Origin of the sequence: Kitasatospora paranensis, from assembly GCF_039544005.1 — a bacterium.
GTDB lineage: Bacteria > Actinomycetota > Actinomycetes > Streptomycetales > Streptomycetaceae > Kitasatospora > Kitasatospora paranensis.
Genome location: NZ_BAABKV010000001.1, coordinates 4370896 through 4396509, shown reverse-complemented (window position 1 = coordinate 4396509; position 25614 = coordinate 4370896). Strand labels below are relative to the sequence as shown.

General features: G+C 73.6%; 20 protein-coding genes and 7 pseudogenes. 17 read left to right on the top strand and 10 right to left on the bottom strand.

The window, feature by feature from the left end; genetic code table 11:
* Positions 1-35: 35 nt before the first annotated feature.
* Positions 36-1655, top strand: a complete 1620-nt coding sequence (locus tag ABEB13_RS21200; RefSeq protein WP_345706755.1) for a glycosyltransferase family 87 protein — start codon at positions 36-38, stop codon at positions 1653-1655.
* Here ABEB13_RS21200 and ABEB13_RS21195 read toward each other — a convergent pair.
* The 3 genes and pseudogenes from ABEB13_RS21195 to ABEB13_RS21185 all read right to left on the bottom strand — a co-directional run bounded on the left by ABEB13_RS21195 (position 1652) and on the right by ABEB13_RS21185 (position 4322).
* The gene (locus ABEB13_RS21195) at positions 1652-2677 is read right to left on the bottom strand and encodes an alanine racemase (RefSeq protein ID WP_345706754.1); all 1026 of its coding nucleotides are present in this window, start codon (positions 2675-2677) and stop codon (positions 1652-1654) included. The genes ABEB13_RS21200 and ABEB13_RS21195 overlap by 4 nt on opposite strands.
* A gap of 31 nt (positions 2678-2708) precedes the next feature.
* Positions 2709-3826 (bottom strand): annotated as a pseudogene (locus tag ABEB13_RS21190) (lipid II:glycine glycyltransferase FemX).
* 190 nt (positions 3827-4016) lie between these two features.
* Positions 4017-4322 carry a hypothetical protein gene (locus tag ABEB13_RS21185; RefSeq protein WP_345706753.1) on the bottom strand — a complete coding sequence of 102 codons (306 nt, stop codon included), beginning with the start codon at positions 4320-4322 and terminating at the stop codon, positions 4017-4019.
* Positions 4323-4616: 294 nt separating this feature from the next.
* On the opposite strand from ABEB13_RS21185, the gene rpsF reads away from it, so the two are divergent.
* The 4 genes from rpsF (at position 4617) to rplI (ending at position 6387) form a co-directional block, all read left to right on the top strand.
* Positions 4617-4907, top strand: coding sequence for a 30S ribosomal protein S6 (rpsF, locus tag ABEB13_RS21180; RefSeq protein WP_345706752.1), 291 nt, complete (start codon positions 4617-4619; stop codon positions 4905-4907).
* A gap of 104 nt (positions 4908-5011) precedes the next feature.
* On the top strand, positions 5012-5620 hold the full coding sequence (locus ABEB13_RS21175) for a single-stranded DNA-binding protein (protein ID WP_100889264.1): 609 nt from the start codon (positions 5012-5014) through the stop codon (positions 5618-5620).
* A gap of 66 nt (positions 5621-5686) precedes the next feature.
* Positions 5687-5923, top strand: coding sequence for a 30S ribosomal protein S18 (gene rpsR, locus ABEB13_RS21170; protein WP_030270170.1), 237 nt, complete (start codon positions 5687-5689; stop codon positions 5921-5923).
* A 17-nt stretch (positions 5924-5940) separates the two neighbouring features.
* Positions 5941-6387: a 50S ribosomal protein L9 gene (gene rplI, locus ABEB13_RS21165; RefSeq protein WP_345706751.1), complete on the top strand. Its 447-nt coding sequence runs from the start codon at positions 5941-5943 to the stop codon at positions 6385-6387.
* Positions 6388-6507: 120 nt separating this feature from the next.
* On the opposite strand, the gene ABEB13_RS21160 is transcribed toward rplI, so the two are convergent.
* Entirely contained in the window at positions 6508-7833 is a 1326-nt protein-coding gene (locus ABEB13_RS21160; protein WP_380231570.1) for an MATE family efflux transporter, read from the bottom strand.
* A 496-nt stretch (positions 7834-8329) separates the two neighbouring features.
* Here ABEB13_RS21160 and dnaB point away from each other — a divergent pair.
* From dnaB to ABEB13_RS21145, 3 genes and pseudogenes are all read left to right on the top strand, one after another.
* Positions 8330-9921, top strand: a pseudogene (gene dnaB / locus ABEB13_RS21155) (replicative DNA helicase).
* Between the two features lie 151 nt (positions 9922-10072).
* Positions 10073-10369, top strand: a pseudogene (locus ABEB13_RS21150) (hypothetical protein); the annotation flags it as partial.
* 45 nt (positions 10370-10414) lie between these two features.
* Entirely contained in the window at positions 10415-10828 is a 414-nt protein-coding gene (locus ABEB13_RS21145; RefSeq protein ID WP_345709761.1) for a hypothetical protein, read from the top strand.
* A 61-nt stretch (positions 10829-10889) separates the two neighbouring features.
* Here ABEB13_RS21145 and ABEB13_RS21140 read toward each other — a convergent pair whose 3' ends face one another.
* From ABEB13_RS21140 to ABEB13_RS21120, 5 genes are all read right to left on the bottom strand, one after another.
* Entirely contained in the window at positions 10890-11306 is a 417-nt protein-coding gene (locus tag ABEB13_RS21140; protein WP_345706749.1) for a hypothetical protein, read from the bottom strand.
* Positions 11300-12040 carry a hypothetical protein gene (locus ABEB13_RS21135; RefSeq protein ID WP_345706748.1) on the bottom strand — a complete coding sequence of 247 codons (741 nt, stop codon included), beginning with the start codon at positions 12038-12040 and terminating at the stop codon, positions 11300-11302. The genes ABEB13_RS21140 and ABEB13_RS21135 overlap by 7 nt, the downstream gene beginning before the upstream one ends.
* A 35-nt stretch (positions 12041-12075) precedes the next feature.
* The gene (locus ABEB13_RS21130) at positions 12076-12996 is read right to left on the bottom strand and encodes an NADP-dependent oxidoreductase (RefSeq protein WP_345706747.1); all 921 of its coding nucleotides are present in this window, start codon (positions 12994-12996) and stop codon (positions 12076-12078) included.
* Positions 12997-13156: 160 nt separating this feature from the next.
* Entirely contained in the window at positions 13157-14350 is a 1194-nt protein-coding gene (gene manA / locus ABEB13_RS21125; protein WP_345706746.1) for a mannose-6-phosphate isomerase, class I, read from the bottom strand.
* A gap of 142 nt (positions 14351-14492) precedes the next feature.
* Positions 14493-15884 carry a phosphomannomutase/phosphoglucomutase gene (locus ABEB13_RS21120; protein WP_345706745.1) on the bottom strand — a complete coding sequence of 464 codons (1392 nt, stop codon included), beginning with the start codon at positions 15882-15884 and terminating at the stop codon, positions 14493-14495.
* A 355-nt stretch (positions 15885-16239) separates the two neighbouring features.
* Here ABEB13_RS21120 and ABEB13_RS21115 point away from each other — a divergent pair.
* Positions 16240-17009, top strand: a pseudogene (locus tag ABEB13_RS21115) (polyprenol monophosphomannose synthase).
* 103 nt (positions 17010-17112) lie between these two features.
* On the opposite strand, the gene ABEB13_RS21110 reads toward ABEB13_RS21115, so the two are convergent.
* Entirely contained in the window at positions 17113-17472 is a 360-nt protein-coding gene (locus ABEB13_RS21110) for a winged helix-turn-helix transcriptional regulator (RefSeq protein WP_345706744.1), read from the bottom strand.
* A gap of 105 nt (positions 17473-17577) precedes the next feature.
* On the opposite strand from ABEB13_RS21110, the gene ABEB13_RS21105 reads away from it, so the two are divergent.
* From ABEB13_RS21105 to ABEB13_RS21065, 8 genes and pseudogenes are all read left to right on the top strand, one after another.
* On the top strand, positions 17578-18225 hold the full coding sequence (locus tag ABEB13_RS21105; RefSeq protein ID WP_345706743.1) for an FMN-dependent NADH-azoreductase: 648 nt from the start codon (positions 17578-17580) through the stop codon (positions 18223-18225).
* 140 nt (positions 18226-18365) lie between these two features.
* A complete protein-coding gene (locus tag ABEB13_RS21100; protein WP_345706742.1) occupies positions 18366-19313 on the top strand; it encodes an MBL fold metallo-hydrolase in 948 nt (315 codons plus the stop codon).
* 39 nt (positions 19314-19352) lie between these two features.
* Positions 19353-20313: pseudogene (locus ABEB13_RS40660) on the top strand (NTP transferase domain-containing protein).
* Positions 20310-21515: a molybdopterin molybdotransferase MoeA gene (locus ABEB13_RS21085; protein WP_345706741.1), complete on the top strand. Its 1206-nt coding sequence runs from the start codon at positions 20310-20312 to the stop codon at positions 21513-21515. Before ABEB13_RS40660 ends, ABEB13_RS21085 begins: the two are co-directional and overlap by 4 nt.
* Positions 21512-22585: a potassium channel family protein gene (locus tag ABEB13_RS21080; protein ID WP_380232944.1), complete on the top strand. Its 1074-nt coding sequence runs from the start codon at positions 21512-21514 to the stop codon at positions 22583-22585. The genes ABEB13_RS21085 and ABEB13_RS21080 overlap by 4 nt, the downstream gene beginning before the upstream one ends.
* Positions 22586-22650: 65 nt before the next feature.
* Positions 22651-23630, top strand: a pseudogene (locus ABEB13_RS21075) (NAD(P)H-quinone oxidoreductase).
* Between the two features lie 555 nt (positions 23631-24185).
* Positions 24186-24782 (top strand): hypothetical protein, encoded by a 597-nt coding sequence (locus tag ABEB13_RS21070; RefSeq protein ID WP_345706740.1) that lies wholly within the window; start codon positions 24186-24188, stop codon positions 24780-24782.
* A gap of 119 nt (positions 24783-24901) precedes the next feature.
* Positions 24902-25509, top strand: a pseudogene (locus ABEB13_RS21065) (bacterial proteasome activator family protein).
* The last annotated feature ends 105 nt before the right edge of the window (positions 25510-25614 follow it).

Below are 25614 nucleotides of genomic sequence, written 5' to 3'. Positions count from 1 at the left end.
CGTCCCCGGAGCGGTGGTGCGGCAGTATGTGCGCCATGACGTCGAGCACCCGTGACGAGACCGCAGCGCCGGAGCCCCTTCCGGCCGTCGGCCCGCTGCCCAACACCGTCGTCGTCCCGGCGGACGAGGACCCGGTCGCGGCGGCCGGCAGCGAGGTGTTCGGCGGCCCGCCCGGGCGCCGGGCGCTGCTCGGCGTCTCCTGGTGGGTGCCGGCCCGCGTGCTGGCGGTGCTCACCATCGCCGTGTTCGTGCTGGGGCTGGCCCAGAAGGCGCCGTGCTACACCGATGGCTGGTTCCACGGGGCCACCGCGCAGTACACGCACGCCTGTTACAGCGACATCCCGCACCTGTTCTCCGGCCGCGGCTTCGACACCGGGCGGCACCCGTACCTGGATCAGCTGCCGTCGCCCTCCGCGGACATGCAGTACCTGGAGTACCCCGTCCTGACCGGCCTGTTCATGCAGGTCGCGGCCTGGCTGACGCCGACCGGCGGGGACCTGGAGGGCCGCGAGCAGTGGTTCTGGATGGTCAACGCCGGGATGCTGATGGTCTGCGCGGTGGTCGCCGCGGTCGCGTTGAGCCGCACCCACCGCCGCCGGCCCTGGGACGCCCTGCTGTTCGCGCTCGCCCCGTGCCTGGCCCTGGACTCCACCATCAACTGGGACCTGCTGGCGGTGGCGCTGGCCGCGGTGGCGATGGCGTACTGGTCGAACTCCAGGCCCACCGCCGCCGGCGTGTTCATCGGACTGGCCACTGCCGCGAAGCTCTACCCCGTGCTGCTGCTCGGGCCGCTGCTGGTGCTCTGCTGGCGGGCCGGGCGGTGGCGGGCGTTCGGACAGGCCGCGGGCGGCGCGGTCGCGGCCTGGCTGCTCGTCAACCTGCCGATCATGGTGGCGAACTTCAAGGGCTGGGCGACGTTCTACACGTTCAGCCAGGTCCGCAAGGAGGACTTCGGCTCGTTCTGGCTGATCCTCATGCAGGACCGCAACCAGCAGCTGCCGACCCTCAACACCTGGATCTCGGGGCTGCTGGTGCTCTGCTGCCTGGGCATCGGCTGGCTCGCCCTCTCGGCCCCGCGCCGGCCCCGGTTCGCCCAGCTGGCCTTCCTGGTGGTGGCCGCCTTCATCCTCACCAACAAGGTCTATTCGCCGCAGTACGTGCTCTGGCTGGTGCCGCTGGCCGCGCTGGCCCGGCCGCGCTGGCGGGACTTCCTGATCTGGCAGGCCTGCGAGGTGCTGTACTTCCTCGGGGTCTGGTCCTACCTGGCGTACACCGGCGACTCGAAGCAGCACGGCATCGGCCAGGACTGGTACCACCTCGCGATCGTGCTGCACCTGCTCGGCACGCTCTACCTGTGCGCCCTGGTCGTCCGCGACATGCTGCACCCCGACCGCGACCCGGTCCGCTGGGACGGCAGTGACGACCCGGCCGGAGGTGTCCTGGACGGCGCCCCGGACGTCTTCGTCCTCGGCACCGCGCGCCGGCTGCGCGAGGAGGCGACCTACGCCGGCCACGGCTCGCAGGACCGCGGCGGGGAGGCCTGGCTGACGGAGATGTCCGCGATGTCGGCGGCGTCCGAGGAGGCCTTCGCCCGGGCCGGCGAGGAGGACCCCGCGGAGGTTACTCCCGAGAAGGCCGCTCCCGAGAAGGCCTAGCGGTCGACCACCCGGTCGAAGTGCGTCGTGGTGTGGCGCACGGTCAGCGACAGCTCGTCGCCGATCACCGGCGGTTTGACGTCACCGGGCAGGAAGAGGATCGATACCTGCATGTGCGGCGGCTCGGCGAACCAGAGCTGGCGGCCAGCCCAGGCGTACGGCGACAAGGTCCGGTTGACGGCGGCCAGGCCCGCCCGGGCCAGGCCCTTGGCGCGCGGCACCAGGCCGTGCAGGTACTTGGGGGCCTCCATCCCCACCCCGTGCGCGGTGCCCCCGGTGGCCACCAGCAGGTGGCCGCCGGAGGGCGCCCGGCGCTGCCGGTAGCCGTACCGTTCGCCGCGGGCGACGGGGGTGACGTCCAGGACGGCGGCCTGTGCCCGGAGCGCCTGGACGTCGCCGAGCCACAGCCGGGTGCCGATCCGCGACCGGAACGCGGTCTCCGGGAACCGCTCCGCCAACCGGGTGACGTCGGCCGCCGCGAGGTGGCTCAGGTACACCGTGGCCGGCGGCCGCCCGGCCGCGCCGATCGCCCGCACCCAGGTGGTGACCTCGGCGACCGGGTCCGAGCCGTCCGGCCGGTCCAGCGGCAGGTGCAGGGCGTACCCCTCCACCGAGGGCCCGTCGGCGGGCAGCTTCGACAGGTCGGCGCGGGCGATGCCGTGGCGCCGCATCCCCGTCATGCACTCGACCACCACCCGTGTCCCGGCCGGCAGCGCCCGGAACGCCTCCACGTGGGCGACCGTGCGCACCGTCCGCTCCGGCAGGCCCGGATCCTCCTCACCGGCCCGGTAGGGGGTGAGCACCAGCAGGTCGCCGGGGTAGCCGGCGGCCGCGGCGGCCTCCTGCGCGGTGCCGACCGCCAGCACCCCGGTGCCCAGCTGCGCCGCCTCCTCGGTGAGCCGGGCGTTGCCCAGCCCGTACCCGTTGCCCTTGGCCACCGGCACCAGCCCGGGGAACTCCGCCAGCACGGCCCGCTGGTGCGCTCGCCAGCGGGCCGTGTCCACGTACAGCGACAGGGTCATCTCTGCTCCCCGAGGAGGTGGTGAGGGTGCGTCAGCGCCGGGACATGTAGAGGTCGAGCGCCTTGTGCAGCAGCTTGTTCAGCGGGAAGTCCCATTCGCCGAGGTACTCGACGGCCTGGCCGCCGGTGCCCACCTTGAACTGGATCAGGCCGAAGAGGTGGTCGTCCTCCTCCAGGGTGTCGCTGATCCCGCGCAGGTCGTAGACGGACGCGCCGAGCGCGTACGAGTCCCGCATCATCCGCCACTGCACGGCGTTGGACGGCTTCACCTCGCGCTTGTGGTCCGCGGAGGCGCCGTAGGAGTACCAGACGTGGTCGCCGACCACGAGCATCGTGGTGGCGGCCAGCGGCTCGCCCTCGTGATAGGCGATGTAGAGCCGCATCCGGTTGGGGTCCTCGGCGGTCAGCGCCGTCCACATCCGCTGGAAGTAGGCCAGCGGGCGGGGGTGAAGCGGTCCCGCTCGGCGGTGGTCTCGTACAGCCGGTGGAAGACCGCGAGGTCCTCGTAGCCGCCCTGGACGACCTCGACGCCGCTCTTCTCGGCCTTCTTGATGTTGCGCCGCCAGAGCTGGTTGAAGCCCCGCTGGACGTCGTCGAGCGAGCGGCCCGCCAGCGGCACCTGGAAGACGTACCGGGGCTGGACGTCGCCGAAGCCCGCGCCGCCGTCCTCGCCCTGCAGCCAGCCCGCCTTGCGCAGCCGGTCGGCGACCTCGAAGGCGCGCGGCTCGTACCAGTCCGGCTCCACGTCGCGCAGCCGCTTGGCCTGGTGGCCGGCGATGGCCTCCTTGATGGTGGTGGCGTCCCAGCGGCGGACGACCACCGGCGGGCCCATCTTCACCGAGAACGCGCCCTGCGACTTGAGGTGCGCCAGCATCGGCTGGAGCCAGCCCTCGATGTCCCGGTCGAACCAGTCGATCACCGGGCCCTCGGGGAGGTAGGCCAGGTACCGCTTGACCTTCGGCAACTGGCGGTAGAGGACGAGCCCGGCGCCGACGATCTCGCCGGACGGCTCGAACCAGCCGAGGCTCTCCGAGCGCCACTCCGCCTTCACGTCGGCCCAGGCGGGCACCTGCATGTGGCTGGCCGAGGAGCGGGACCGGATGAAGGCCAGGTGCTCGTCGCGGGTGATCGTCCTCAGGCGCAGGCTCATGCTGGGGTGCTCCTCCTGGGTCGGGCGTGCAGGGGGTGAGGTCACGGTGACCCTAGCGCCCGAATGGTCCGTTTTCGATGGGGCTGGCCCGGGGCTTTCCACAGCCCGGTGCCCTCCCCGCCTACCTGTGCACAAGTAGTACGCGGGGAGGGCACCCGAGGTCACGCGGTGATGCGGCGTACGGGTGTCCTCACATCCCCCCGAAGAAGCCTCCGTGGGCCAGCCCGAGGTAGAAGCCGATCGCCGCCGCGCCGGTGGAGATCACGAGCACGAACCGCTCGGCGGTGGTGACCGAGACGAACTGGCCCCACATGCCGGCGATGATCCCGATCAGCCCCGTCCACGAGCTCATGATGTGCAGGTTGTGGAAGAAGCAGCTCACGAAGGCCAGCAGGCCGAACAGGGCGGCGATCCCCACCAGCGTGTTCTCGCGCGGGTGCGGATGACCGTCGGTGTTGAGGGTGATGGCCGGAAACCGGCGGATGGTCTGTGCCACGGAACCCACCTCCAGGGTGGTCTCGGACGGGCCGGCCGATCGCCGTGCCGTTCGTCCAGATTGCGTCCGCTATGCCCTGGATCACAACCCCTGTGCATTTTGGTGCCCCGCCCCGGTACCGGTAGGCTGTGCCGTCTGCACTGGTGTACTTGTGCCCCCTATGCCCTCCGGGCGGGGATTGTCAGACCTCCGCTCTACGGTGGTCGGACGTCGGCACTCCACGGGTGCGACGCTGCACAACCCTCCTGCCACGGAGAGACCGTGGCCGTTGAGTCCAAAGGAGGTGGGTTACCCATGCGTCACTACGAGCTGATGGTCATCCTCGACCCCTCGGTCGAGGAGCGCGCTGTCTCCCCGCTGATCGAGAACTTCCTCAACGTTGTCCGCACCGGTGGCGGCAAGGTCGAGAAGATCGACACCTGGGGTCGCCGCCGTCTGGCGTACGAGATCAACAAGCAGTCCGAGGGCATCTACTCGGTCATCGACCTCAAGGCCACGCCCGAGGTCGTCAAGGAGCTCGACCGCCAGCTCAGCCTGAGCGAGTCGGTTCTGCGGACCAAGGTCCTGCGCCCGGACACCCACTGAGCCACCGCTGACACCTCCGGGTGTCGGGTGACTCACGCACGGTGTTTCACGTGAAACACCGGGCGAGCACCGCAGAACTCCTTTTCCGAGAGGTCATCACCACCATGGCAGGCGAGACCGTCATTACCCTCGTCGGCAATCTCGTCGACGACCCCGAGCTGCGCTTCACCCCGTCGGGTGCGGCGGTCGCGAAGTTCCGTATCGCGTCCACCCCGCGCACCTTCGACCGTCAGACGAACGAGTGGAAGGACGGCGAGAGCCTCTTCCTCACGTGCAACGTCTGGCGTCAGCCGGCGGAGAACGTGGCCGAGTCGCTGCAGCGCGGCATGCGCGTCATCGTGCAGGGCCGACTGCGCCAGCGGTCTTACGAGACCAAGGAAGGCGAGAAGCGGACGGTCTTCGAGGTCGAGGTCGACGAGGTCGGCCCGAGCCTGCGGTCGGCGACCGCCAAGGTCACCCGGGCCAACCGGTCCGGTGCCCCCGGCGGCGGTGGCGGCGGCTTCAACGGCCAGCAGGGCGGCGCGCCGTCCGGTGGCGGTTGGGGCGGCGGCCAGCAGGGCGGCGGCGGTGGCAACTGGGGTGGAAACTCCGGCGGCCAGTCCGGCCCGTCCGACGACCCGTGGGCGTCCTCCGCTCCCTCTGGTGGCAACCAGGGCGGCGGCGGCTGGGGCGCTCCGTCCGGTGGCGGCTTCTCGGAGGAGCCCCCGTTCTAAGCGGTGCGTGCCGGGCCCCCGCGGCCCGGGCATGCTGACAGATTTTCGTACCCACAGGAGCACACGATGGCGAAGCCGCCTGCTCGCAAGCCGAAGAAGAAGGTTTGCGTCTTCTGCAAGGACAAGGTCAACTACGTTGACTACAAGGACACGAACCTGCTGCGGAAGTTCATCTCCGACCGCGGCAAGATCCGTGCCCGCCGGGTCACCGGCAACTGCACCCAGCACCAGCGCGACGTCGCCACGGCCGTGAAGAACAGCCGTGAGATGGCGCTGCTGCCCTACACCTCCACCACGCGCTAAGAGAGGGTGACCGAAGAATGAAGATCATCCTCACTCACGAGGTCCCCGGCCTCGGCAGTGCCGGTGAGGTCGTCGAGGTCAAGGACGGCTACGCCCGCAACTTCCTGGTCCCGCGTGGCTTCGCCATCCGCTGGACCAAGGGTGGCCAGAAGGACGTCGACGCGATCCGTCGCGCCCGCAAGATCCACGAGATCCAGACCCTCGAGGCCGCCAACGAGGTCAAGGCCAAGCTCGAGGGCCTGCAGATCAAGCTGGCCGTTCGCTCCGGCGACGCCGGCCGTCTGTTCGGCTCCGTGACCCAGGCCGACGTCGTCGACGCCATCAAGGCGGCCGACGGCCCGGCCGTGGACAAGCGCGCGATCGCGATCGCCTCGCCGATCAAGACCGTGGGCAGCCACAAGGTCTCGGTCAAGCTGCACTCGGACGTGCAGGCCAACCTCGACGTCAACGTCGTGGCCGGCTGAACGCCCTAGCAGTGGCCTGAGGGCCGGGCTCCCCTCCGGGGAGTCCGGCCCTCTGCCGTTGCGGCGGCGGCGCCGTGCGGGCCGCCACGGCCGCGCATGCCCGGTGGTCAGGCCCCGGGATCAGGCCCGGACGGCCCCGGTGACCAGCCAGCGCCCGGTCCGCACCCGCGCGGTCAGGAACACCGCCCTGGTCAGCATGAAGAGGTTCATCGCCCACCACAGGGCCACCAGGCCGCCGCCCGCGGCCGGTACGGCGAGCGCCACCGGCCCGAAGACCAGCAGCGTGCCGAGCATCGCCCAGGCCAGGTAGCCGCCGTCCCCTGCCCCCATCAGCACCCCGTCCAGCACGAACACCAGCCCGCCCACCGGCTGGGTGAGGGCGGCGAGCAGCAGGACGCCGGACAGCAGGTCCCGCACCGCGGGGTCGGCCGTGAACAGCGGTCCGTACAGCGGCCGGGCCAGCACCATCAGCAGGCCGAGCAGCAGCCCGGCGCCGATGCCCCACTCGACCATCCGCCGGGTCGCCGCCCGGGCGCCCGGGGCGTCCCCGGCACCGAGGTAGCGGCCGATGATCGCCTGGCCGGCGATGGCGATCGCGTCCAGCGCGAACGCCACGAACGACCAGACCGTCATGGTGATCTGGTGGGCGGCGATCGCCGTGTCGCCCAGGCCCGCCGCGACCGCGGTGGCGATCAGCAGCACGGCCCGCAGGCTCAGCGTGCGCACCAGCAGCGGGCCGCCGGCCCGGGCGCTGGCCCGGATGCCCGGCGCGTCCGGTCGCAGGCTCGCGCCCTCGCGCCGGGCGCCGCGCACCACGACGACCAGGTAGGCGGCGGCCATCGCGTTCTGGGCCAGTACGGTGCCCCAGGCGGACCCGGCGACACCGAGCCCGGCGCCGTAGACCAGGCCCAGGTTGAGGAACAGGTTGGCGGTGAAGCCGCCGACGGCCACCAGCAGCGGTGTCCGGGTGTCCTGGAATCCGCGCAGCACACCGGTGGCGGCCAGCACCGTCAGCATCGCCGGGACGCCCAGCGCGCTGATCCGCAGGTAGGTGACGGCGTAGGGGGCGGCCGTGGGGGAGGCGCCCAGCAGGTCGGCGGCCTGCGGGGCGAGGGCCGCCGTGAGCGCCGCGAGCACGGTGGACAGCAGCAGGGCCAGCCAGATGCCGTCCACGCCCTGCTGGACGGCGGCCCTGCGGTCCCCGGCGCCGATCCGGCGGGCGACGGCGGCGGTGGTGGCGTACGCGAGGAAGACGCAGGCGCCGATCACCGTGGTGAGGGCCGCCGAGGCGATGCCGAGACCGGCCAGCTGGGCGGTGCCGAGGTGGCCGACGATCGCCGAGTCGGCCATCAGGAAGAGGGGCTCGGCCACCAGGGCGCCGAAGGCCGGGACGGCCAGCGCGAGGATCTCGCGGTCGTGGCTGCGGCGGGTGGTGGAGGAGGTCATGGGCGCCAGCCTACTCATCCACAGGTAAGTGTCACAAGCCCTTTTGATCTCTTACTCGAAATCTTGATCGATCGCCCGAGTGGTGTAACACACGTGGCCTGCGGGTCGGCCAGGGGGACGTGTGAAGTATTTCTCATGCACAGCCATCCGAGGAGGTAATCGCAGGTCACCGGGTTGACGGTGGATGGATGGTGTGGTTATCCACAGAGCTGTCCACAGGGTTGTGCACAGGTTTCGGGCAGTTCTCCACAGGGGTGGTCCCACTGTCCACACCCCCTGTGGATAACCACCTTGGACGATCGGGGCCGGGCGCCGTAGCGTGGGGCGCCGGCCGGCCTTTCGCCGGCGCCCGCCCACCGGCCGGGACACGGCGGGCAGCCCCCGCGACACCCGGCGTCCGGCTTCGGATTTTTGTCGGCCCGGTGGCGTATGAAGATGGGTGCGCCACCCGGCAAGGCCCGCACCACTCGCACGACTCGCTGATCGGGGAACACGCGTGACCGGCCCCCAGTACGACGACCACGACGTCCCGCCGCCGCCGGAGGACGACTGGCAGCCGTCCGACGACGCCTTCGCGCCCCGTGCCTTCCCCGACACCCCCAGTGACCGGCTCCCGGTCTCCCGGGGCCGTGACAACGAAGGCCGCGGCTCCTTCCAGCGGGACGGCGCCCAGCGGGACGGCGGGCAGCGCCGCGGCGAGCGCGGCGACCGCCGGGGCCGGGACGACCGGGACGACGACCGCGGGTCCACCGGCGACGGGTTCGAGCGCGTCCCGCCGCAGGACCTGGCGGCCGAGCAGTCCGTCCTCGGCGGCATGCTCCTGTCCAAGGACGCCATCGCGGACGTCGTCGAGGTGCTGAAGCCCGCCGACTACTACCGGCCGGCGCACGAGATGATCCACGGCGCGATCCTCGACCTCTACGCGCGCGGCGAGCCGGCCGACCCGATCACCGTCGCCGGTGAGCTCACCAAGCGCGGCGAACTCGCCCGCGTCGGCGGACCCGGCTACCTGCACACCCTGGTCAACTCCGTCCCGACCGCCGCCAACGCGGAGTACTACGCGGAGATCGTCCACGAACGCGCCGTGCTGAGACGGCTGGTCGAGGCGGGCACCCGCATCGCCGGCATGGGGTACGCCGCCGAGGGCGACGTCGACGAGATCGTGAACGCCGCCCAGGCCGAGATCTACGCCGTCACCGAGCAGCGCACCAACGAGGACTACGCCCCGCTCGCCGACATCATGGAAGGCGCCCTCGACGAGATCGAGGCGATCGGCTCCCGGGCCGGCCAGATGTCCGGCGTGCCCACCGGCTTCGCCGACTTCGACCAGCTCACCAACGGCCTCCACCCCGGCCAGATGATCGTCATCGCGGCCCGCCCCGCGATGGGAAAGTCCACCCTGGCGCTGGACTTCGCCCGGGCCTGCTCGATCCACAACAATCTGCCCAGCGTGATCTTCTCGCTGGAAATGGGCCGCAACGAGATCGCCATGCGCCTGCTGTCCGCCGAGGCCCGGGTCGCCCTGCACCACATGCGCTCGGGCAACATGACGGACGACGACTGGACGCGGGTCGCCCGCCGGATGCCGGACGTCACCAACGCACCGCTCTACATCGACGACTCGCCCAACCTGTCGATGATGGAGATCCGAGCCAAGTGCCGCCGCCTGAAGCAGCGCAACGACCTCAAGCTGGTGGTCATCGACTACCTCCAGCTGATGCAGTCCGGCGGTTCGCGCCGCGCCGAGAGCCGCCAGCAGGAGGTCTCCGACATGTCGCGAAACCTCAAGCTGCTCGCCAAGGAGCTGGAAGTCCCGGTCATCGCGCTCTCCCAGCTGAACCGAGGCCCCGAACAGCGCACCGACAAGAAGCCGATGGTCTCCGACCTCCGCGAGTCGGGCTCCATCGAGCAGGACGCCGACATGGTCGTCCTGCTGCACCGCGAGGACGCCTACGAGAAGGAGTCCCCCGCGCCGGCGAGGCCGACCTGATCGTCGCCAAGCACCGTAACGGCCCGACCGCGACGATCACCGTGGCCTTCCAGGGCCACTACTCGCGCTTCGTCGACATGACCCGCGACGTGACCTGAGGCAGTGCAGGTGTCGCGATCCGCGGCGGAATGCCGTGGATCCCGGCGGGGTGGCGGCGCATACGTCACCCCGCCGGCCCGGGAGGAACAGCGCCTCGACCGCAGCGGCCGGTGAGCAGACCGCCGCCATCATGGGGTCGTGAAGACATGGATGCGCTGCTACTGGGACGAGGAAGATGTCTGGTTCTACTGCGAGGTCGATGCCGAGGGCTGGGTGACCCGGCAGGTCGAACTCCAAGGGCCTGGGCTGACACCGATCGCAGCCGCCTCTCTCGATGAATGGCAGCAGGCCCATGAGACAGGCCGCCTCGATGAGTACGACAGCAGGTTCGGGATCACAGCCGAGCTGCCCGTCCCGGAATGGGAAGGCCACGACCCCGAGCAACTCACCTCCGAGGAGTTCGAGGAGGTCTGGGGCCCGGCCCGTCGGCAGATTGCATCCCGGCCGCGCCGACCTCTCGGCCCTGCGGAGGCCTCCTGGGACCATCCCGACATGACCCCGACCCTTCCCCGCACCGTCCGAGCCGTCGACACCGCCCGACTTGTGGACCTGGCCCGGGAGGCCTCCATGTACGGCTTCAGCCAGCGGCTCCCGGTCGACTGGCTCCAGGAACACCTCGCCGCAGAGGCGACGCACTACCTGTTGCCCACGCTCGTGCAGCGGCTCGGGCACCGTCCCGACGTGCCGCTGCAGTGGAGGTGCCGGCAACTGCTGACCGTCAGGACCGGTGAGCAGATCTGGGGACTGCTCGATGTCCTTCCCGCCACCTTCGACAGACTTCCGGAGTCCTTGGACACGGCGTCCGAGAAGGACATCGTCGGCCGCATCGAGCGCGCAGTGACCCAGCGCGAGTGGGCGGAACGGATGGCTGCTGACGCAGCCCCTGACGAAGTGCCACGGAACTGAGACAGGTGCAGCGCAAGAACCCCTGCCCGGAGCTGCGCTCCATGACACCAGCCGCGGCGCCCTACAGCGTCAGCACCCGGTCGGCGACCGCGGCCGTGGCCGTCGCGGTGACCAGGAGCGCGGCCATCGCCGCCAGCAGGGCGGTCTCGTAGTACGGCCCGGTGGCGGCCTGCGCCGCGACGGCGGCGGCGGCCAGGCCCGCGGCCGCAGCGGCGGCCAGGGCCACCCCGACGCGGGCCGGACGGCCGCGCAGCGCGGGTGCTGCGGCCGCGGCGAGCAGGGCGAGCGCGCAGAGGCCGGACACCTGGACGTGGCCGAAGCCCACGCCGTAGCGAATCGCGAGGGCCGGCACCAGGAAGAGCGTGAAGGTCCACCGCAGGCCCGCGGCCAGGGACTCCACCGCGGGGCCCGCGTCGGACCGGTCCGGCCGGCGGCCGACGAGCCGGACGGCGGCGAGCACGGCCAGGGCGGTCAGCATGCCGGGCAGCCGACCGGGCAGGTGCCCGAGGTTGTAGAGCAGGGCCGTGTCGTAGACGTCCAGGACGAGGTGGCCGACCGCCCACAGTGCGGCGCCGAACAGCAGCAGGCCGCGGGTGGTGGCCGGCCGGCCGGGGAGTCGTCCCGGCGGGCCAGGGCGCGGATCAGGGGCGGGGTGGCCAGGGCGGAGGCGATCCGGATCGCGATGTCCTGCCCGGTGTACGGGTTGTGGAGGCCCCACTCGACGGTGCAGAACACGGCGGTGTACGACCCCGCGGCGAGCGGGATCAGCGGCGAGGTGCCCAGCCGGCGGTGCAGCGCCGGGTCGAGCAGCCGCACCAGGGTCATGAACATCAGCAGCACGAAGGGGAGTTCGAGGAAGGCCTGGACCCGGAGCACGGTCGGGGCGAGCAGCTGCGGTGCCGGGGTGTGGGCGGCGATCCACCCGATGGCCCGGTCGTGGTCGGCCAGGGCGAACCAGCCGGGCGGCAGGTAGCGCGCGATGAAGCCCGGGTCGCCGTCGCGCACCCGCAGGACGTACACGGTGAACAGCAGTTGGTTGAGGTAGATCAGTGCGGTGACGGCGGCCAGCACCGCGCCCGGGCCCGGTGCCCGGCGCCCGGACCGGCCCTCGGTGGGGGCCGGTCCGCGGGCGGGCAGCCGTGGGGCGACGGCGAGGGCGGCGACGGTGGAGGCTGCGGCGGTCGCATCGACCAGCAGGGGGCCTGACAGCATGCGGCGACCCTACGGTGCGGCGGACCGGACGGGGGTCACAGCGTCAGGACGACTGCGCCACGGGTCCCGCCGGCCTCCAGCCGGGCGTGGGCGGCCGCCGCCGCGGAGAGGTCGTGCACGGAGTCGATCCGCAGGACGAGCCGCCCTTCGGCGACCAACTCGGCGAGGCGGCCCAGTGCCGCGCCGTCGGGGGCGACGTCCAGGACGGCGATGTCGATGCCGCGCTCGGCCACGGGCGCCGACGGGCGGACGGCGACGAGGACCGCGCCGTCGCGCAGGGCGGCCAGCAGCGGGGCACCGACCTGCGCGGTGTCGACGGCGGCGTCGGCACCCTCGGGGACGAGCCGGCGCAGGGCCTCGGCGGCGTCGTCGCCCCGTGCGACGAACTCGGCTCCCAGGGCGGTGAGGTGGTCACGGTCGCGGGGGTCCGCGACGGCGAGGACGCGCAGGCCGCGGTCGACCGCCAGCTGGGTGACCAGGTGGCCGAGCTTGCCGGCGGCCCCGGTGACGACGAGGGTGCCGCCGGCGGTGAGGCCGGTGCGGTCGACGGCCTGGAGGGCGGCGAGCCCGTTGAGCGGGAGGGCCGCCGCTGTGGTCGCCGGGACACCGGCCGGTGCGGGGGCGAGCTGGTGGGCGGGCAGCACGACGTACTCGGCGTGGGTGCCGTTCCGGGAGGCGAACCAGTGCGACAGCCCGACGACCTGCTCGCCGACGCCGAATCCCGTGGTTCCGTCGCCGAGTGCGTCGACGGTGCCGGACACGTCCCAGCCGAGCCGGAACGGCGGTGCGCCGAGCACCGCGGCCAGGACGCCGGACCGGACGACGAGGTCGGCGGGGTGCACGGAGGAGGCGAGGTTGCGGATCCGGATCTCGCCGGGCCCGGGGACGGGAAGTTCGGTCTCGGCGAGCTCGGCCCGCTCGGGGCCGCCGTAGGTGGTGACGGTGATGGCGCGCATGGTGTCCCTCTCTGTCGCCGATCGGGTGAAATCCTCGACCGGGTGGCGTGGTTCGAGGTTTCCACCGGGCCCGACGGCGGGGGAGAGGAAGGATCGGCCTGGGATCGGCGATCCCAGGCTGACGGCCGGGCGGCCGGCGGCCGCGCGCTCCGCGGCGAGGTCAGAGGGTGACGGAGGCCCGGAAGACGGTGGCGCCGGGCCCGGCGAGCGTGGTGGGGGTGCCGCCGGCGGGCAGGAACGCCGACTCGCCGCGGGCCAGGGCCAGGGCGGTGCCGTCGGCGGCCGTGAGGGTGGCCGTGCCGTCGGTGCAGAGCAGGATCTGCGGGGCGTCGCCGGACAGGACGGCGGGGTGCTCGCCGAGGGTGTAACGGGAGAGGCTGAACTCGTCGATCGGGACGGGGTAGCGGTGCTCGCCGTCGGTGGCGGCCGCGGGCCGGAGGACGTCCGGATCGGTGGCCCGGAAGTCGACGACGCGCAGCAGTTCGGGGATGTCGACGTGCTTGGGGGTGAGGCCGGCGCGCAGCACGTTGTCGGAGTTGGCCATGATCTCGACGCCGGTGCCGCGCAGGTAGGCGTGCGGGATGCCGGCGCCCAGGTAGAGGGCCTCGCCGGGCTGCAGGCGGACGAAGTTGAGCAGCAGCGCGGCGATCAGGCCGGTGTCGCCGGGGAACTCCCGGGCGGCGAAGGCGTATCCGGCGAGGGCGCCGGTCGGGTCGCCGGGTGCGGCGTCCTCGATCGCCCGGGCGACCGCGGCGACCGTCCGTTCGGCCTTGCCGCCCTTCATCGACAGGACGGCGGCGAGGACGTGGGCGAGGGCCTCGCGCTCCGGCTTGGTCCGCAGCACGTCGATCAGCGGTGCGAGCTCGGCGACGTCGAGCGAGGACATCAGGGCGGCCGCGTCGGCGGGCCGGCGGAATCCGCAGAGGCCTTCGAACTCGTCCAGGGCGCAGATGAGTTCCGGCTTGTGGTTGGTGTCCTTGTAGTTGCGGTGCGGGGCGTCCACCGGGATGCCGGCGGCCTCCTCGGCGGCGTGGCCGGCCCGGGCCTGGGCCCGGGTGGGGTGGGCCTGGATGGAGAGCGGCAGGCCGGCGGCCAGCACCTTGAGCAGGAACGGCAGCGCGGTGCCGAACTTGGCGACGGCGGCGGGGCCGAGCTCGGCCTGCGGGTCGGCGGCGATCAGGTCGGCGAGGGTGCCGGCGGCGTCGCCGCGCTCGGTGCGCGAGGGGGCGCCGGGGTGGGCGCCGATCCACATCTCGGCCTGCGGCTCGCCGTCGGGCTCGGTCCCCAGCAGCGCGGGGATGGCGGTGGTGGAACCCCAGGCATAGGGGCGGACGGTGTTGCGCAGCCTGTCCATGGGGTTCGGTCCTCGCTGTTCCGTGGGCACCGGGCGGTGTGGAACCGCCGACTCTAGTCGAGCGCGGTGGACGGATCGAGTACGGCGGAAGGCGGGCCGGTGCGCTCCGGTGCGGAGCACGCCGACCCGCCCTCCGTGGGTGTCAGGCGCGGACGATGGCGAGGACGGCGTCGCGGAGCTCCGCCATCCGGGCCGGGTCCTTGGCCTCGACGTTCAGCCGCAGCAGCGGCTCGGTGTTGGACGCCCGGAGGTTGAACCACCAGTCGTCGCCGGCCACGGTCAGACCGTCCAGCTCGTCGGTGCTCACCCCGTCCAGGCCGCCGTACACGGCGCGGACGGCCTCGGTGCGGGCCGCCTGGTCCGCCACCGTCGAGTTGATCTCGCCCGACGCCGCGTACCGGTCGTAGCGCGCGCACAGCTCGGACAGCGGCCGCTCCTGCCCGCCCAGCGCGGCCAGCACGTGCAGCGCCGCGAGCATCCCGGTGTCGGCCCGCCAGAAGTCCCGGAAGTAGTAGTGCGCCGAGTGCTCCCCGCCGAACACCGCGTCCGTGCGCGCCATCTCCTGCTTGATGAAGGAGTGGCCCACCCGGGTCCGCACCGGCACCGCGCCCAGGTCGGAGACGATCTGCGGGACCGTCCACGAGGTGATCAGGTTGTGGATGACGGTCGGCCGCTCCTCGCCCGCGGCCCGGGCCCGGACGATCTCGCGCTCGGCGACGAGCGCGGTGATCGCCGACGGCGACACCGGCTCGCCGCGCTCGTCCACGACGAAGCAGCGGTCGGCGTCCCCGTCGAAGGCCAGGCCGATGTCCGCGCCGACCTCCCGGACCTTCGCCTGCAGGTCCACGAGGTTCTTCGGGTCCAGCGGGTTCGCCTCGTGGTTGGGGAAGGTGCCGTCCAGCTCGAAGTACATCGGGACGACGTCCAGCGGCAGCCCGGCCAGCACGGTCGGCACCGTGTGCCCGCCCATCCCGTTGCCCGCGTCCACCGCCACCTTCAGCGGCCGGATGTCCGTCAGGTCGACCAGCGACCGCAGGTGCGCCGCGTACCCGTCCAGGGTCTCTCGCGCGGACAGCTCCCCGGTCACGGTGCCCGCCGGCGCCGCCGGCACGGACACGGTCCCGTCCTCACCGCACCACGACTCCACCAGCTCCCGGATCTCCGAGAGGCCGGTGTCCTGGCCCACCGGGGCCGCACCCGCCCGGCACAGCTTGATCCCGTTGTACTGCGCCGGGTTGTGCGACGCCGTGAACATCGCGCCCGGCAGGTCCAGCGAGCCCGACGCGTAGTACAGCTGGTCCGTCGAGCACAGCCCGATCTCCACCACGTCGGCCCCGTAGGAGGCCGCACCCAGCGCGAACGCCCGGGTCAGACCCGGCGAGGACGGACGCATGTCGTGCCCGACCACCACGGCCGAGGCGCCCACCACCCGCACGAAGGCCGCACCGAACGCGAACGCCAACGACTCGTCCCACTGATCCGGCACCACACCCCGGACGTCGTACGCCTTCACCAGGTCACTCAGATCCCGCATGGGGGCTCCCACCCTCGTCGGTGCGGTCCGTGCCGCACGCTGTCGTTCGACACCCGGCGCGGGCAGGCTCCGGCGCCGTCGTCCGGTGCGCCGTCGGGTGGACGGGTGCGGTGTGAACGGTGCCGGGCGCGAGCGACCGGTTGCTGCGCGACCCACGGGTGTGCTGGTGGTGCCGAGACTACCTGGTGGCCGGTGGCCGCCGACCCCGGCGGCCGGGGCGGTCGCGCGGACGTTGTACGATCCGATTTCCCGGGGCGTCTGCCGGTCCCGGGCCCTGTCGCCGCCTCGCGCGATTCCGATCCGCCGTCGGCTGCGGTCTCGCCGCATCCTTCCCGTTGTTCCGAAAGGCTCTGACGTGACTGCCCCCGAGGAGAGCACCTTCGCCGATCTTGGCAAGGTGCTGGTGATCATCCCGACGTACAACGAGGCCGAGAACATCGAGCGGATCGTGTCCCGGGTCCGTGCCGCGGTCCCGGAGGCGCACGTCCTGGTCGCGGACGACAACAGCCCGGACGGCACCGGCGACCTCGCCGACAAGCTCGCCACCGACGACGCCCACGTCCGCGTCCTGCACCGCAAGGGCAAGGAAGGCCTCGGCGCCGCCTACCTGGCCGGCTTCCGCTGGGGCATCGACGAGGGCTACGCCGTCCTCGTCGAGATGGACGCCGACGGCTCCCACCAGCCCGAGGAACTCCCCGGCTGCTCACCGCGCTGCGCGGCGCCGACCTCGTCCTCGGCTCGCGCTGGGTGCCCGGCGGCGAGGTCGTCAACTGGCCCAAGTCCCGCCTGCTGATCTCCCGCGGCGGCTCGCTCTACTCCCGCCTGATGCTCGGCGTCCCGATCAAGGACGTCACCGGCGGCTACCGCGCCTTCCGCAAGGAGACCCTCCTCGGCCTCGGCATGGACGAGGTCGCCTCTGCCGGCTACTGCTTCCAGGTCGACCTCGCCTGGCGCACCGTCAAGGCCGGCTTCAAGGTCGCCGAAGTCCCGATCACCTTCGTCGAGCGCGAGCACGGCGCCTCCAAGATGAGCCGCAACATCGTCTTCGAAGCCCTCCTGCGCGTCACCGGCTGGGGCATCACCGACCGCCTCAACAAGCTCACCGGGAAGAACCGGGCGAAGTAACTCCCGCAGGGCGAAGCCGAAAGCGCCCCGCCGCACTCCTGGTTGACGTGTCGTCAACCGGATGGTGCGGCGGGGCGCTTCGTCGTGCGCGCGGCCGGATGCGTCAGCAGGAGCCGGGCGGCAGGGCGGGCAGGTGGTGTTCGGCCCAGGTGCGCAGCTCCGTCATGGCGGGGCCGAGGGCGCAGCCGGATTCGGTGAGCTGGTAGCGGACGCGCAGCGGCGGGCCGTCGTCGACCTCGCGCAGGACGAGGCCGGCCTCGGCGAGCTCGGTGAGCCGGTCGGAGAGCATGCGTTCGCTGATTCCGGGGATGGCACGGCGGAGCTCGGCGAAGTGGGCGGGGCCGTGTCCGAGGACGGCGACCACCAGGCCCGTCCAGCGCTTGCCGAGCAGCGCGAAGACCCGGGTGATGCCGTGGTCCACCCCGGTACAGGCCGCTTGGGCCGGTGCTGTTTCCTGCGCCATGCCACCAGGGTACTGCCCTCGCGCCAGTGACTAATAAAAAGTAAGCTGCTACTGTTTACGAAGCTGCGCACCAAGCTGCAGTCACTATCGAAAGGGAGGCATGTCATGCCCACGCTGCTGCACATCGACTCGTCCGCGCTCGCCGAGGGCTCCGTCTCCCGCGAGGTCTCCGCGACCTTCCGTGCCGAGTGGGAGGCCCAGAACCCCGGCGGCACCGTGATCTACCGCGACCTCGCGGCCGAGAACATCCCGCACCTGGACGCGGCCGGCATCACCGCGGGCTTCGTCCCGTCGGAGCACCGCAGCCCTGAGCAGCAGGCCGCGCACGAGCTGCGCGACCGCCTGATCACCGAGCTGGAGCAGGCCGACGCCGTCGTCATCGGCACCCCCATGTACAACTTCACGATCCCCTCCAGCCTCAAGGCCTGGCTGGACCAGGTGATCCTGATGGGCCGCACCGCCGGCGAGCAGCCCTCCGCGGCCGGCACCCCGGTCACCGTGGTCTCCGCCCGGGGCGGTTCGTACGGTCCGGGCAGCCCGCGGGAGAGCTTCGAGTTCGTCACCACCTACCTGGAGAAGGTGCTGACCGGCATGCTCGGCCTGGAGGTCGACTTCGTGCTGCCCGAGTTCACCCTGGCCCGGGTGAACCCCGCGCTCGCCGACTTCATCGAGGCGGCCGACGCCTCCAAGGCCAAGGCGCACGACGAGGCGGCGGCCAGGGCCAAGGCCGTCAGCGCCCGCCTCGCGGCCTGAGCAGCCACGACGGCGTCGCCCGGGCCGGTGGCCGCGGCCACCCGCCCGGGCGTGTCTGACCGGCGATCGGCCGCGGCACCTTCCAAGCTGGTACGGACGAGCGGCCCGCCCCGGGCCGCCCCGCCGACCAGGGAGCCCACGTGACGCCCAACCCGCCCGACGAGCCCGCCGGCCCCCACCGCGCGGCCCACGGGCACGGGCATCCGGGCCCCCGGCCGCTGGAGATCGACGTCTTCACCGGGCCGGAGACCGGGTTCTTCGCCACCTCCGTCCTGATCATGGGCGAGACCGCGGCGATCCTGGTCGACGCCCAGCTCACCCGCAGCGCCGGCCGCGAGCTCGCCGAATGGATCGCCGGCAAGGGCCGCCGGCTGCTCGCCGTCGTCATCACCCACCAGCACCCCGACCACTACTTCGGCGCCGAGGAGGTGCTGCGGCTCTTCCCCGAGGCGCAGCTGCTCGCCGCCCCGGCCGTCGTCGACGGCATCGCCCGCACCGGGGCCGCCAAGGTCGCCGAGTGGAAGCCCGTGTACGGCGCCGACATCCCCGACCAGCCGTTGCTGCCCGCCCCGCTGCTGCCCCAGCCACTGATGATCGACCAGCAGGTGATCCGGGTACTGCCGCTCGGGCAGGGCGACTGCGAGGACTCGACCGTCGTCCACATCCCGGCGCTCCGCACCGTGATCGCCGGCGACTTCGCCGCCAACGGCACCCACCTCTGGACGGCCGACACCGGCCCGTACCAGCGCATCGACTGGGCGCACAACCTGGCGCGGATCGCCGACCTCGGCGTCGACCGGGTCATCGCCGGGCACCGTGCCCCGGGCGCCGACGACGACGCGCTGCGCGTGCTCGCCTTCACCGGCGAGTACCTGCAGGACTTCGACCGGGCACTGGCCGCCCACCCGCACGACGCCGAGGCGCTCGCGGCCGCCATGAACGAGCGGTACGGCGCCCTCACGCTGCCCGCCTTCCTCGACCTCGGCGCCGCTGCCAACACCCGCCGGGGCACCGCCGTCGAGAGCGCCCCGCAGGCCCTCGCCGACGGGACGGAGATCGTCGACGCGGAGATCGTCGAGGACGAGTGAGGGCTCCTGTGCGGGCCACCCCCGGCGGATACTGTCCGCATGACCGACTACGACGCGATCGTCCCCGCCGGGGGAGCGGCCGGCCGGCTCGGCGGCGCCGACAAGCCCGGCCTGCAGGTCGGCGGGCGCACCCTGCTCGACCGGGTGCTGACCGCCGCCGCCGGGGCCGCCACGACCGTCGTCGTCGGGCCCGCCCGCCCGACCACCGCACCCGGCGTCCACTGGACCCGCGAGGACCCGCCGGGCGGCGGCCCGGTCGCCGCGGTCGCCGCGGGCCTCGCCCACGTCACCGCCGACCGGGTGCTGCTGCTCGCCGCCGACCTGCCCTTCCTGGACGCCGGGACGGTCGGCCGGCTGGTCGACGCCCTCGACGACCCCGGCACCGAGGCCGCCGTGCTCGTCGACGCGACCGGCCGCGACCAGCCGCTCGCCGGTGCCTACCGCACCGCTGCGCTGCGTGCCTCGCTGGCGGCCCTCGGCGATCCCGCGGGACTGCCGCTGCGCAGGCTCACCGGGCCGCTGGCCACCACCCGGCTGGCCGACCCGGCCGACGCCGCGTACGACTGCGACACCTGGGAGGCGCTCGACCGGGCCCGTGAACGGGACGCGACCGGCCGCCCCGCGCGCTGAGCGCCCGACCGCTCACCGCGGCCGCCGGGCGGCGGTGAGCAGAACGACCCGCGCCGCTCACGGGGGCTGCGTCCGGCCGGCCACCGCATCGGGCAGCATGGAGCCCATGGAGCGCACGCTGGATGACTGGATCGCCGAGGTCAGCACCGAACTCGGCATCGAGCTGGACGTCGACGTACCCGGACTGCTCGACCTCGCCCGGGTGGTCGCCCACGGGGTCGCCCGTCCGGCGGCCCCGCTGACCGCCTTCCTGGTCGGGTACGCGGCCGGGCGCCAGGGCGGCGGTGCCGAGGCCGTCGCCGCCGCCAACGCCCGTACGGCGGCCCTCGCCGAGCGCTGGGCCGCCGCGGCGCCCCCGGAGCCGGCATGACCGGCTTCCTGACCGACGTGGACCGCCCGCGCTCCGGCGCCGCCCCGGACCCTGCCCGCGACTGCCCGTGGCAGACCGCCCGGGCCTTGGCGCGCCGCGCCGCCGGGGCTCCGCTGCCCGCGCACGGCGTCGACCTCGCCGCGGCCCTCGGCCGGACGCTGGCCGAGCCGCTGGCCGCCGTCGCCGACCTGCCCGGCTTCGACACCTCCGCGATGGACGGCTGGGCGGTCGCCGGACCGGGCCCCTGGCGGCCGGCCGGCCGGCTGCTGGCCGGTGCCGCGCCGCAGCCGCTGGCCGACGGCACCGCGGTGGAGATCGCCACCGGCGCCCAGCTGCCGCCCGGTGCGACCGGCGTGCTGCGCCGCGAGCACGGCCGCTCCGACGGCGGCCTGCTGTACGGCACGGTGACCCCCGGTCAGGACGTCCGCCCGCGGGGGCAGGAGTGCCGCAGCGGCGAGCCGCTGCTGCCCGCCGGCACCCGGGTCACCCCGGCGGTGCTCGGCCTGGCCGCGGCCGCCGGACACGACCGGCTCACCGTCCACCGCCGGCCGACCGTCGAACTGCTGCTGCTCGGTGACGAACTGCTGGAGTCCGGGGTTCCCGGTCCGGGGCTGGTGCGGGACGCCCTCGGCCCGCTGCTGCCGCCCTGGCTGGCCGCCGCGGGCGCCGAGATCACCGGCCGCCGCCGGATCGGCGACGACGCCGGCCTGCTGCACGAGGCCGTCCGGCAGTCCACCGCCGACCTGGTGGTCACCACCGGCGGCACCGCCGCCGGGCCGGCCGACTTCCTGCACGGGACGCTCGACGCGGTCGGCGCCCGGCTGCTGGTCGACGGCGTGGCCGTCCGTCCCGGCCACCCGATGCTGCTCGCCGCGCTGCCCGGCGGCCGGCACCTGGTCGGCCTGCCGGGCAACCCGCTGGCCGCCGCGGCCGGCACCCTCACGCTGGCGCTGCCGTTGCTGGACGCCCTCTCCGGGCGCCCCCGGCCGGCCCCGCGGACGGAGCCGGCCGCTGCCGACCTGCCCGGCCACCCCGCCGACACCCGGCTCGCCCCGGTCGTCCGCACCGGGCACGGGGTGGCCGCGCTGCCCTTCGACGGCCCGGCGATGCTCCGCGGGATCGCCCGCGCGGAGGCGCTCGCCGTCGTCCCGCCCGGCGGCGTACCGGCGGGAGCCCCGGTCGAGCTCCTGGAGGCCCCGTGACGGAGCCGCCGCGACGCCAGCCGCTGCTCCGGTCGCGCCGGGGTGCCCCGGAGAGCTCCACCGACCTCGGCATCGTGCTGCCCGCCCGCCCGGCCGCCCCCGCCATGCGGCAGGTCGGCCTGCGGCTGCTGCTGGCCCTGGCGGTGCTGGTCACCACCACCCTGATCGTCTGGGCCGACCACGACGGGTATCACGACAACGCGGACGACTCGGTGTCGCTGCTGGACTCGGCGTACTACGCCACCGTGACGCTCTCCACCACCGGCTACGGCGACATCACCCCGGTCAGCGACGCCGCCCGGCTGGTCAACATCCTGGTCGTCACCCCGCTGCGGGTGCTCTTCCTGATCATCCTGGTCGGCACCACGCTGGAGGTGCTCACCGAACGTACGCGCCAGCAGTGGCGGATCAACCGCTGGAGGTCCACCGTGCGCGAGCACACCGTCGTCGTCGGCTACGGCACCAAGGGCCGCAGCGCGGTCAGTGCCCTGGTCGGGCAGGGCGTGCGGAAGGACTCGATCGTGGTGGTCGACCCGCTGCAGAAGGCCGTCGACCAGGCCAACCGCGACGGCCTGACCGGCGTGCTCGGCGACGCCACCCGGACGGACACCCTGCTGCGCGCCGAACTCCCGCGCGCCGAGCGGGTGGTGATCGCGCCCGACCGGGACGCCACCGCCGTCCTGGTCGCGCTGACCGCCCGCCAGCTGAACAAGGCCGCCACCCTGGTCGCCGCCGTCCGCGAGGACGAGAACGCGCCGCTGCTGCGGCAGAGCGGCGCCGATGTGGTGGTCACCAGCTCCAGTTCGGCGGGACGGCTGCTCGGCATGTCGCTGCTCAGCCCGTACACCGGCTCGGTGATGGAGGACCTGCTGACCGTCGGGACCGGCCTGGACATGGCCGAGCGCCCGGTCACCCGGGCCGAGGCCGGGCACAGTCCGCGCGACTGCGAGGACCTGGTGGTGGCCGTCATCAGGGGCCGGCGGGTGCTCAACTACACCGATCCGGAGGCCGCCGTGCTCCAGCTGACCGACCGGGTCGTCACCATCCAGCGGGCCGTCAACCGCGGCTGACGGCAGGGCCGGTGACCGGCGGGCCGCCCGCAGGGGGAGCGGGCGGTCCGCGTAGCGTGATCCGCATGCGAGCCATCACGATTCCCCAGTCGGGCGGGCCCGAGGTACTGACCTGGGCGGAGGTCCCCGAGCCGGAGCCGGCGGCGGGCGAGGTCCTCGTCGAGATCGCGGCCACCGCCGTCAACCGTGCGGACCTGCTCCAGCGGCAGGGCTTCTACGATCCGCCGCCCGGATCCTCCCCTATCCCGGCCTTGAGTGCGCCGGGCGGATCGTCGCCCTGGGCCCGGGGGTCGCCGGCTGGGCCGTGGGCGACGAGGTGTGCGCGCTGCTCACCGGCGGCGGCTACGCCGAGCGGGTCGCGGTGCCGGCCGGCCAGTTGTTGCCGAGGCCCGCCGGCCTGAGCGCCACCGAGGCGGCCGCCCTGCCGGAGGTCGTCTGCACGGTGTGGTCCAACGTCTTCATGGTGGCCCATCTGCGGCCCGGCGAGACGGTGCTGGTGCACGGCGGTGCCAGCGGCATCGGGACGATGGCGATCCAGCTGGCCAAGGCGGTCGGCGCCCGGGTCGCGGTGACGGCGGGCAGCGCGGCCAAACTGGCGCGCTGTGCGGAGCTGGGCGCGGACGTCCTCATCGACTACCGGGAGCAGGACTTCGTCGAGGCCGTGCGGGAGGCCACCGGCGGGGCCGGTGCGGACGTGATCCTGGACATCATGGGCGCCAAGTACCTGCCGCGGAACGTGGCGGCGCTGGCGGTCAACGGCCGGCTCGTGATCATCGGGATGCAGGGCGGCGTGAAGGGCGAGTTGGACCTGGGCGTCCTGCTGCGCAAGCGGGCCGCCGTCGCCGCCACCAACCTGCGCGGGCGCCCGCTGGAGGAGAAGGCGGCGATCGTGGCCGCCGTGCGCGAGCACGTCTGGCCGCTGCTGGAGTCGGGCGTCGTGAAGCCGGTGGTGGACCGCGTCCTGCCGATCGCCGAGGCGGCCGAGGCCCACCGGGCCGTGGAGGAGAGCGGGCACGTCGGCAAGGTCGTGCTCCGCGTGGGCTGACCCCGGGGGCTCCGCCCGGGCCGGCCGGCGGGTGTTTCACGTGAAACATCCGGGTTGCCCGAACTGCCGCCGCCCCGGACGTGTGCTCCGTCCGGGGCGGCGGCATGGCGGGGGCGTCGCCGTCGGCGTACGAAATGCCCGGAATGCCGGAATGTGTGACGCTGGTCCCGAGCTTTTCCGCAGCCGGCCGCCGCATCGCAGCGCGGTCGCCAGTCGGAAGGACCTCCCGTGGCCGCACGTCCGCACGCGTTCCGTGTCCTGTCCGTCGCGCTGTCCGTCACCTGCCGCCGTGCGGCGCTGACCGCAGCCGGTCTCGCTCTCCCCTGGTGCTCGCCGGGACGGCCGGCGCCTGCCCGGCCGAGTCCGCCCGGGGCGCCTGGACGCCGTCCGCCGCGCAGTCGGCCCCGCAGGACGTGCCGACGACCCCGCAGGCCGTCCCCTCCGCGACCGCCTCGGCGTCCGTCTCCCTCCCCGCATCGGAGACGGCCGTCCCGGTGCCGCCCGCCCCGCCGTCGACGGCAGAGCCGGGGGCGACGTGGTGCCGGGGGTTCCGGCGTGTCCTGCCCGCCGGACGGCCGGGACCGGTCCGCCCCGGCCTCGGTGCCGGACCCGGGCGCCGCCGTGGGCAACCCGCCGGAGTGGCCCGCCGCCGGCCCGGCGCAGTCCGCCCAGGCGTCGTCGAGCGAGGGGCCGGCCGGCCTTCCCGGCGACGGGGCGGACGGGGCGGACGACGTCGCCGCCTCGGCGCCGGCCGCCGACGGGCCCTCCACCGCCGATCCCTCGGTCGTCCCGGCCGAGCCGGCCGTCGACCACCCGGCCGCCCAGGGCGCCGTGCAGCCGGCCCGCCCGACCCCGGCCAAGGTGCACGGCAGGCTGGGCCGGTCGGCCCCCGCCGCCGTACCCGCTCTGCCTGGCCCCGTGGCGCAGGCGCCGGACCAGGCCGGACAGGCGGCTCCCGACACCTCCGCCGACGGGCCGGCCGAACAGCCCGCGCCGGACGCCACCGCAACCGCGGACCCGCAGGCCGCGACCGAACTCGCCGCCCCGCTGCGCTGGTCGGACGCCTCCACCCGGCAGCTCCCGCTCGGCGCCGGGCTCACCCTGATCGGCTCCGGTCTCGCCCTGGTGGGCTACCGGATGCGGCGCGGCTGACTGCCGGCCCGAGCCCGGGCCGTCCGCCGGTCGGCCCGGGCTCGCTCCGTGTGCCGACATTCCGCAATCAAGATCCGCAGGAGCTCCCCCGACGAACCCCGGTGGGGAGAATGCCTTTCATGACGAACCCGATGAACGAGCGGTCCCCGGAGCAGCCCCACGGGGCGTCGGGCGGCCAGCCGGACGACAACCCGAAGGTGCTGATCGTCGGGCCGGACGGCATGCCCGTCGGCGCCGTCCCGGGCGCCTTCGGCCACGGAGAGGGGCACGGCGAGCCCCGTGAGCTCCCGGTGACCGAGATGGTCGAACAGCCCGCCAAGGTCATGCGGATCGGGAGCATGATCAAGCAGCTGCTGGAGGAGGTCCGCATGGCCCCCTCGACGAGGCGAGCCGTGCCCGGCTCAAGGACATCCACGCCAGCTCGATCAAGGAGCTGGAGCTCGGCCTCGCACCGGAACTGGTCGAGGAGCTGGAGCGGCTCTCGCTCCCCTTCACCGAGGACACCATTCCGACCGAGGCCGAGCTGCGGATCGCCCAGGCCCAGCTGGTCGGCTGGCTGGAGGGCCTGTTCCACGGCATCCAGACCGCGCTCTTCGCCCAGCAGATGGCCGCCAGGGCGCAGTTGGAGCAGATGCGGCGGGCGCTCCCGCCCGGTCTGCACGGCGCGGAACCGGGCGAGGAGGAGGTCGGTCCGGGCCGCGGAATCCGTTCGGGCCCGTACCTGTAACCGGCCCTGCGGACGGCTCTACCGGCGCTGTGTCGCAGGACGTTCCCGGTCGCGTTGCGGCCCGGACACAGCTGTGCCCCTGCACCCGGCGGTGTCCCTCCGAGC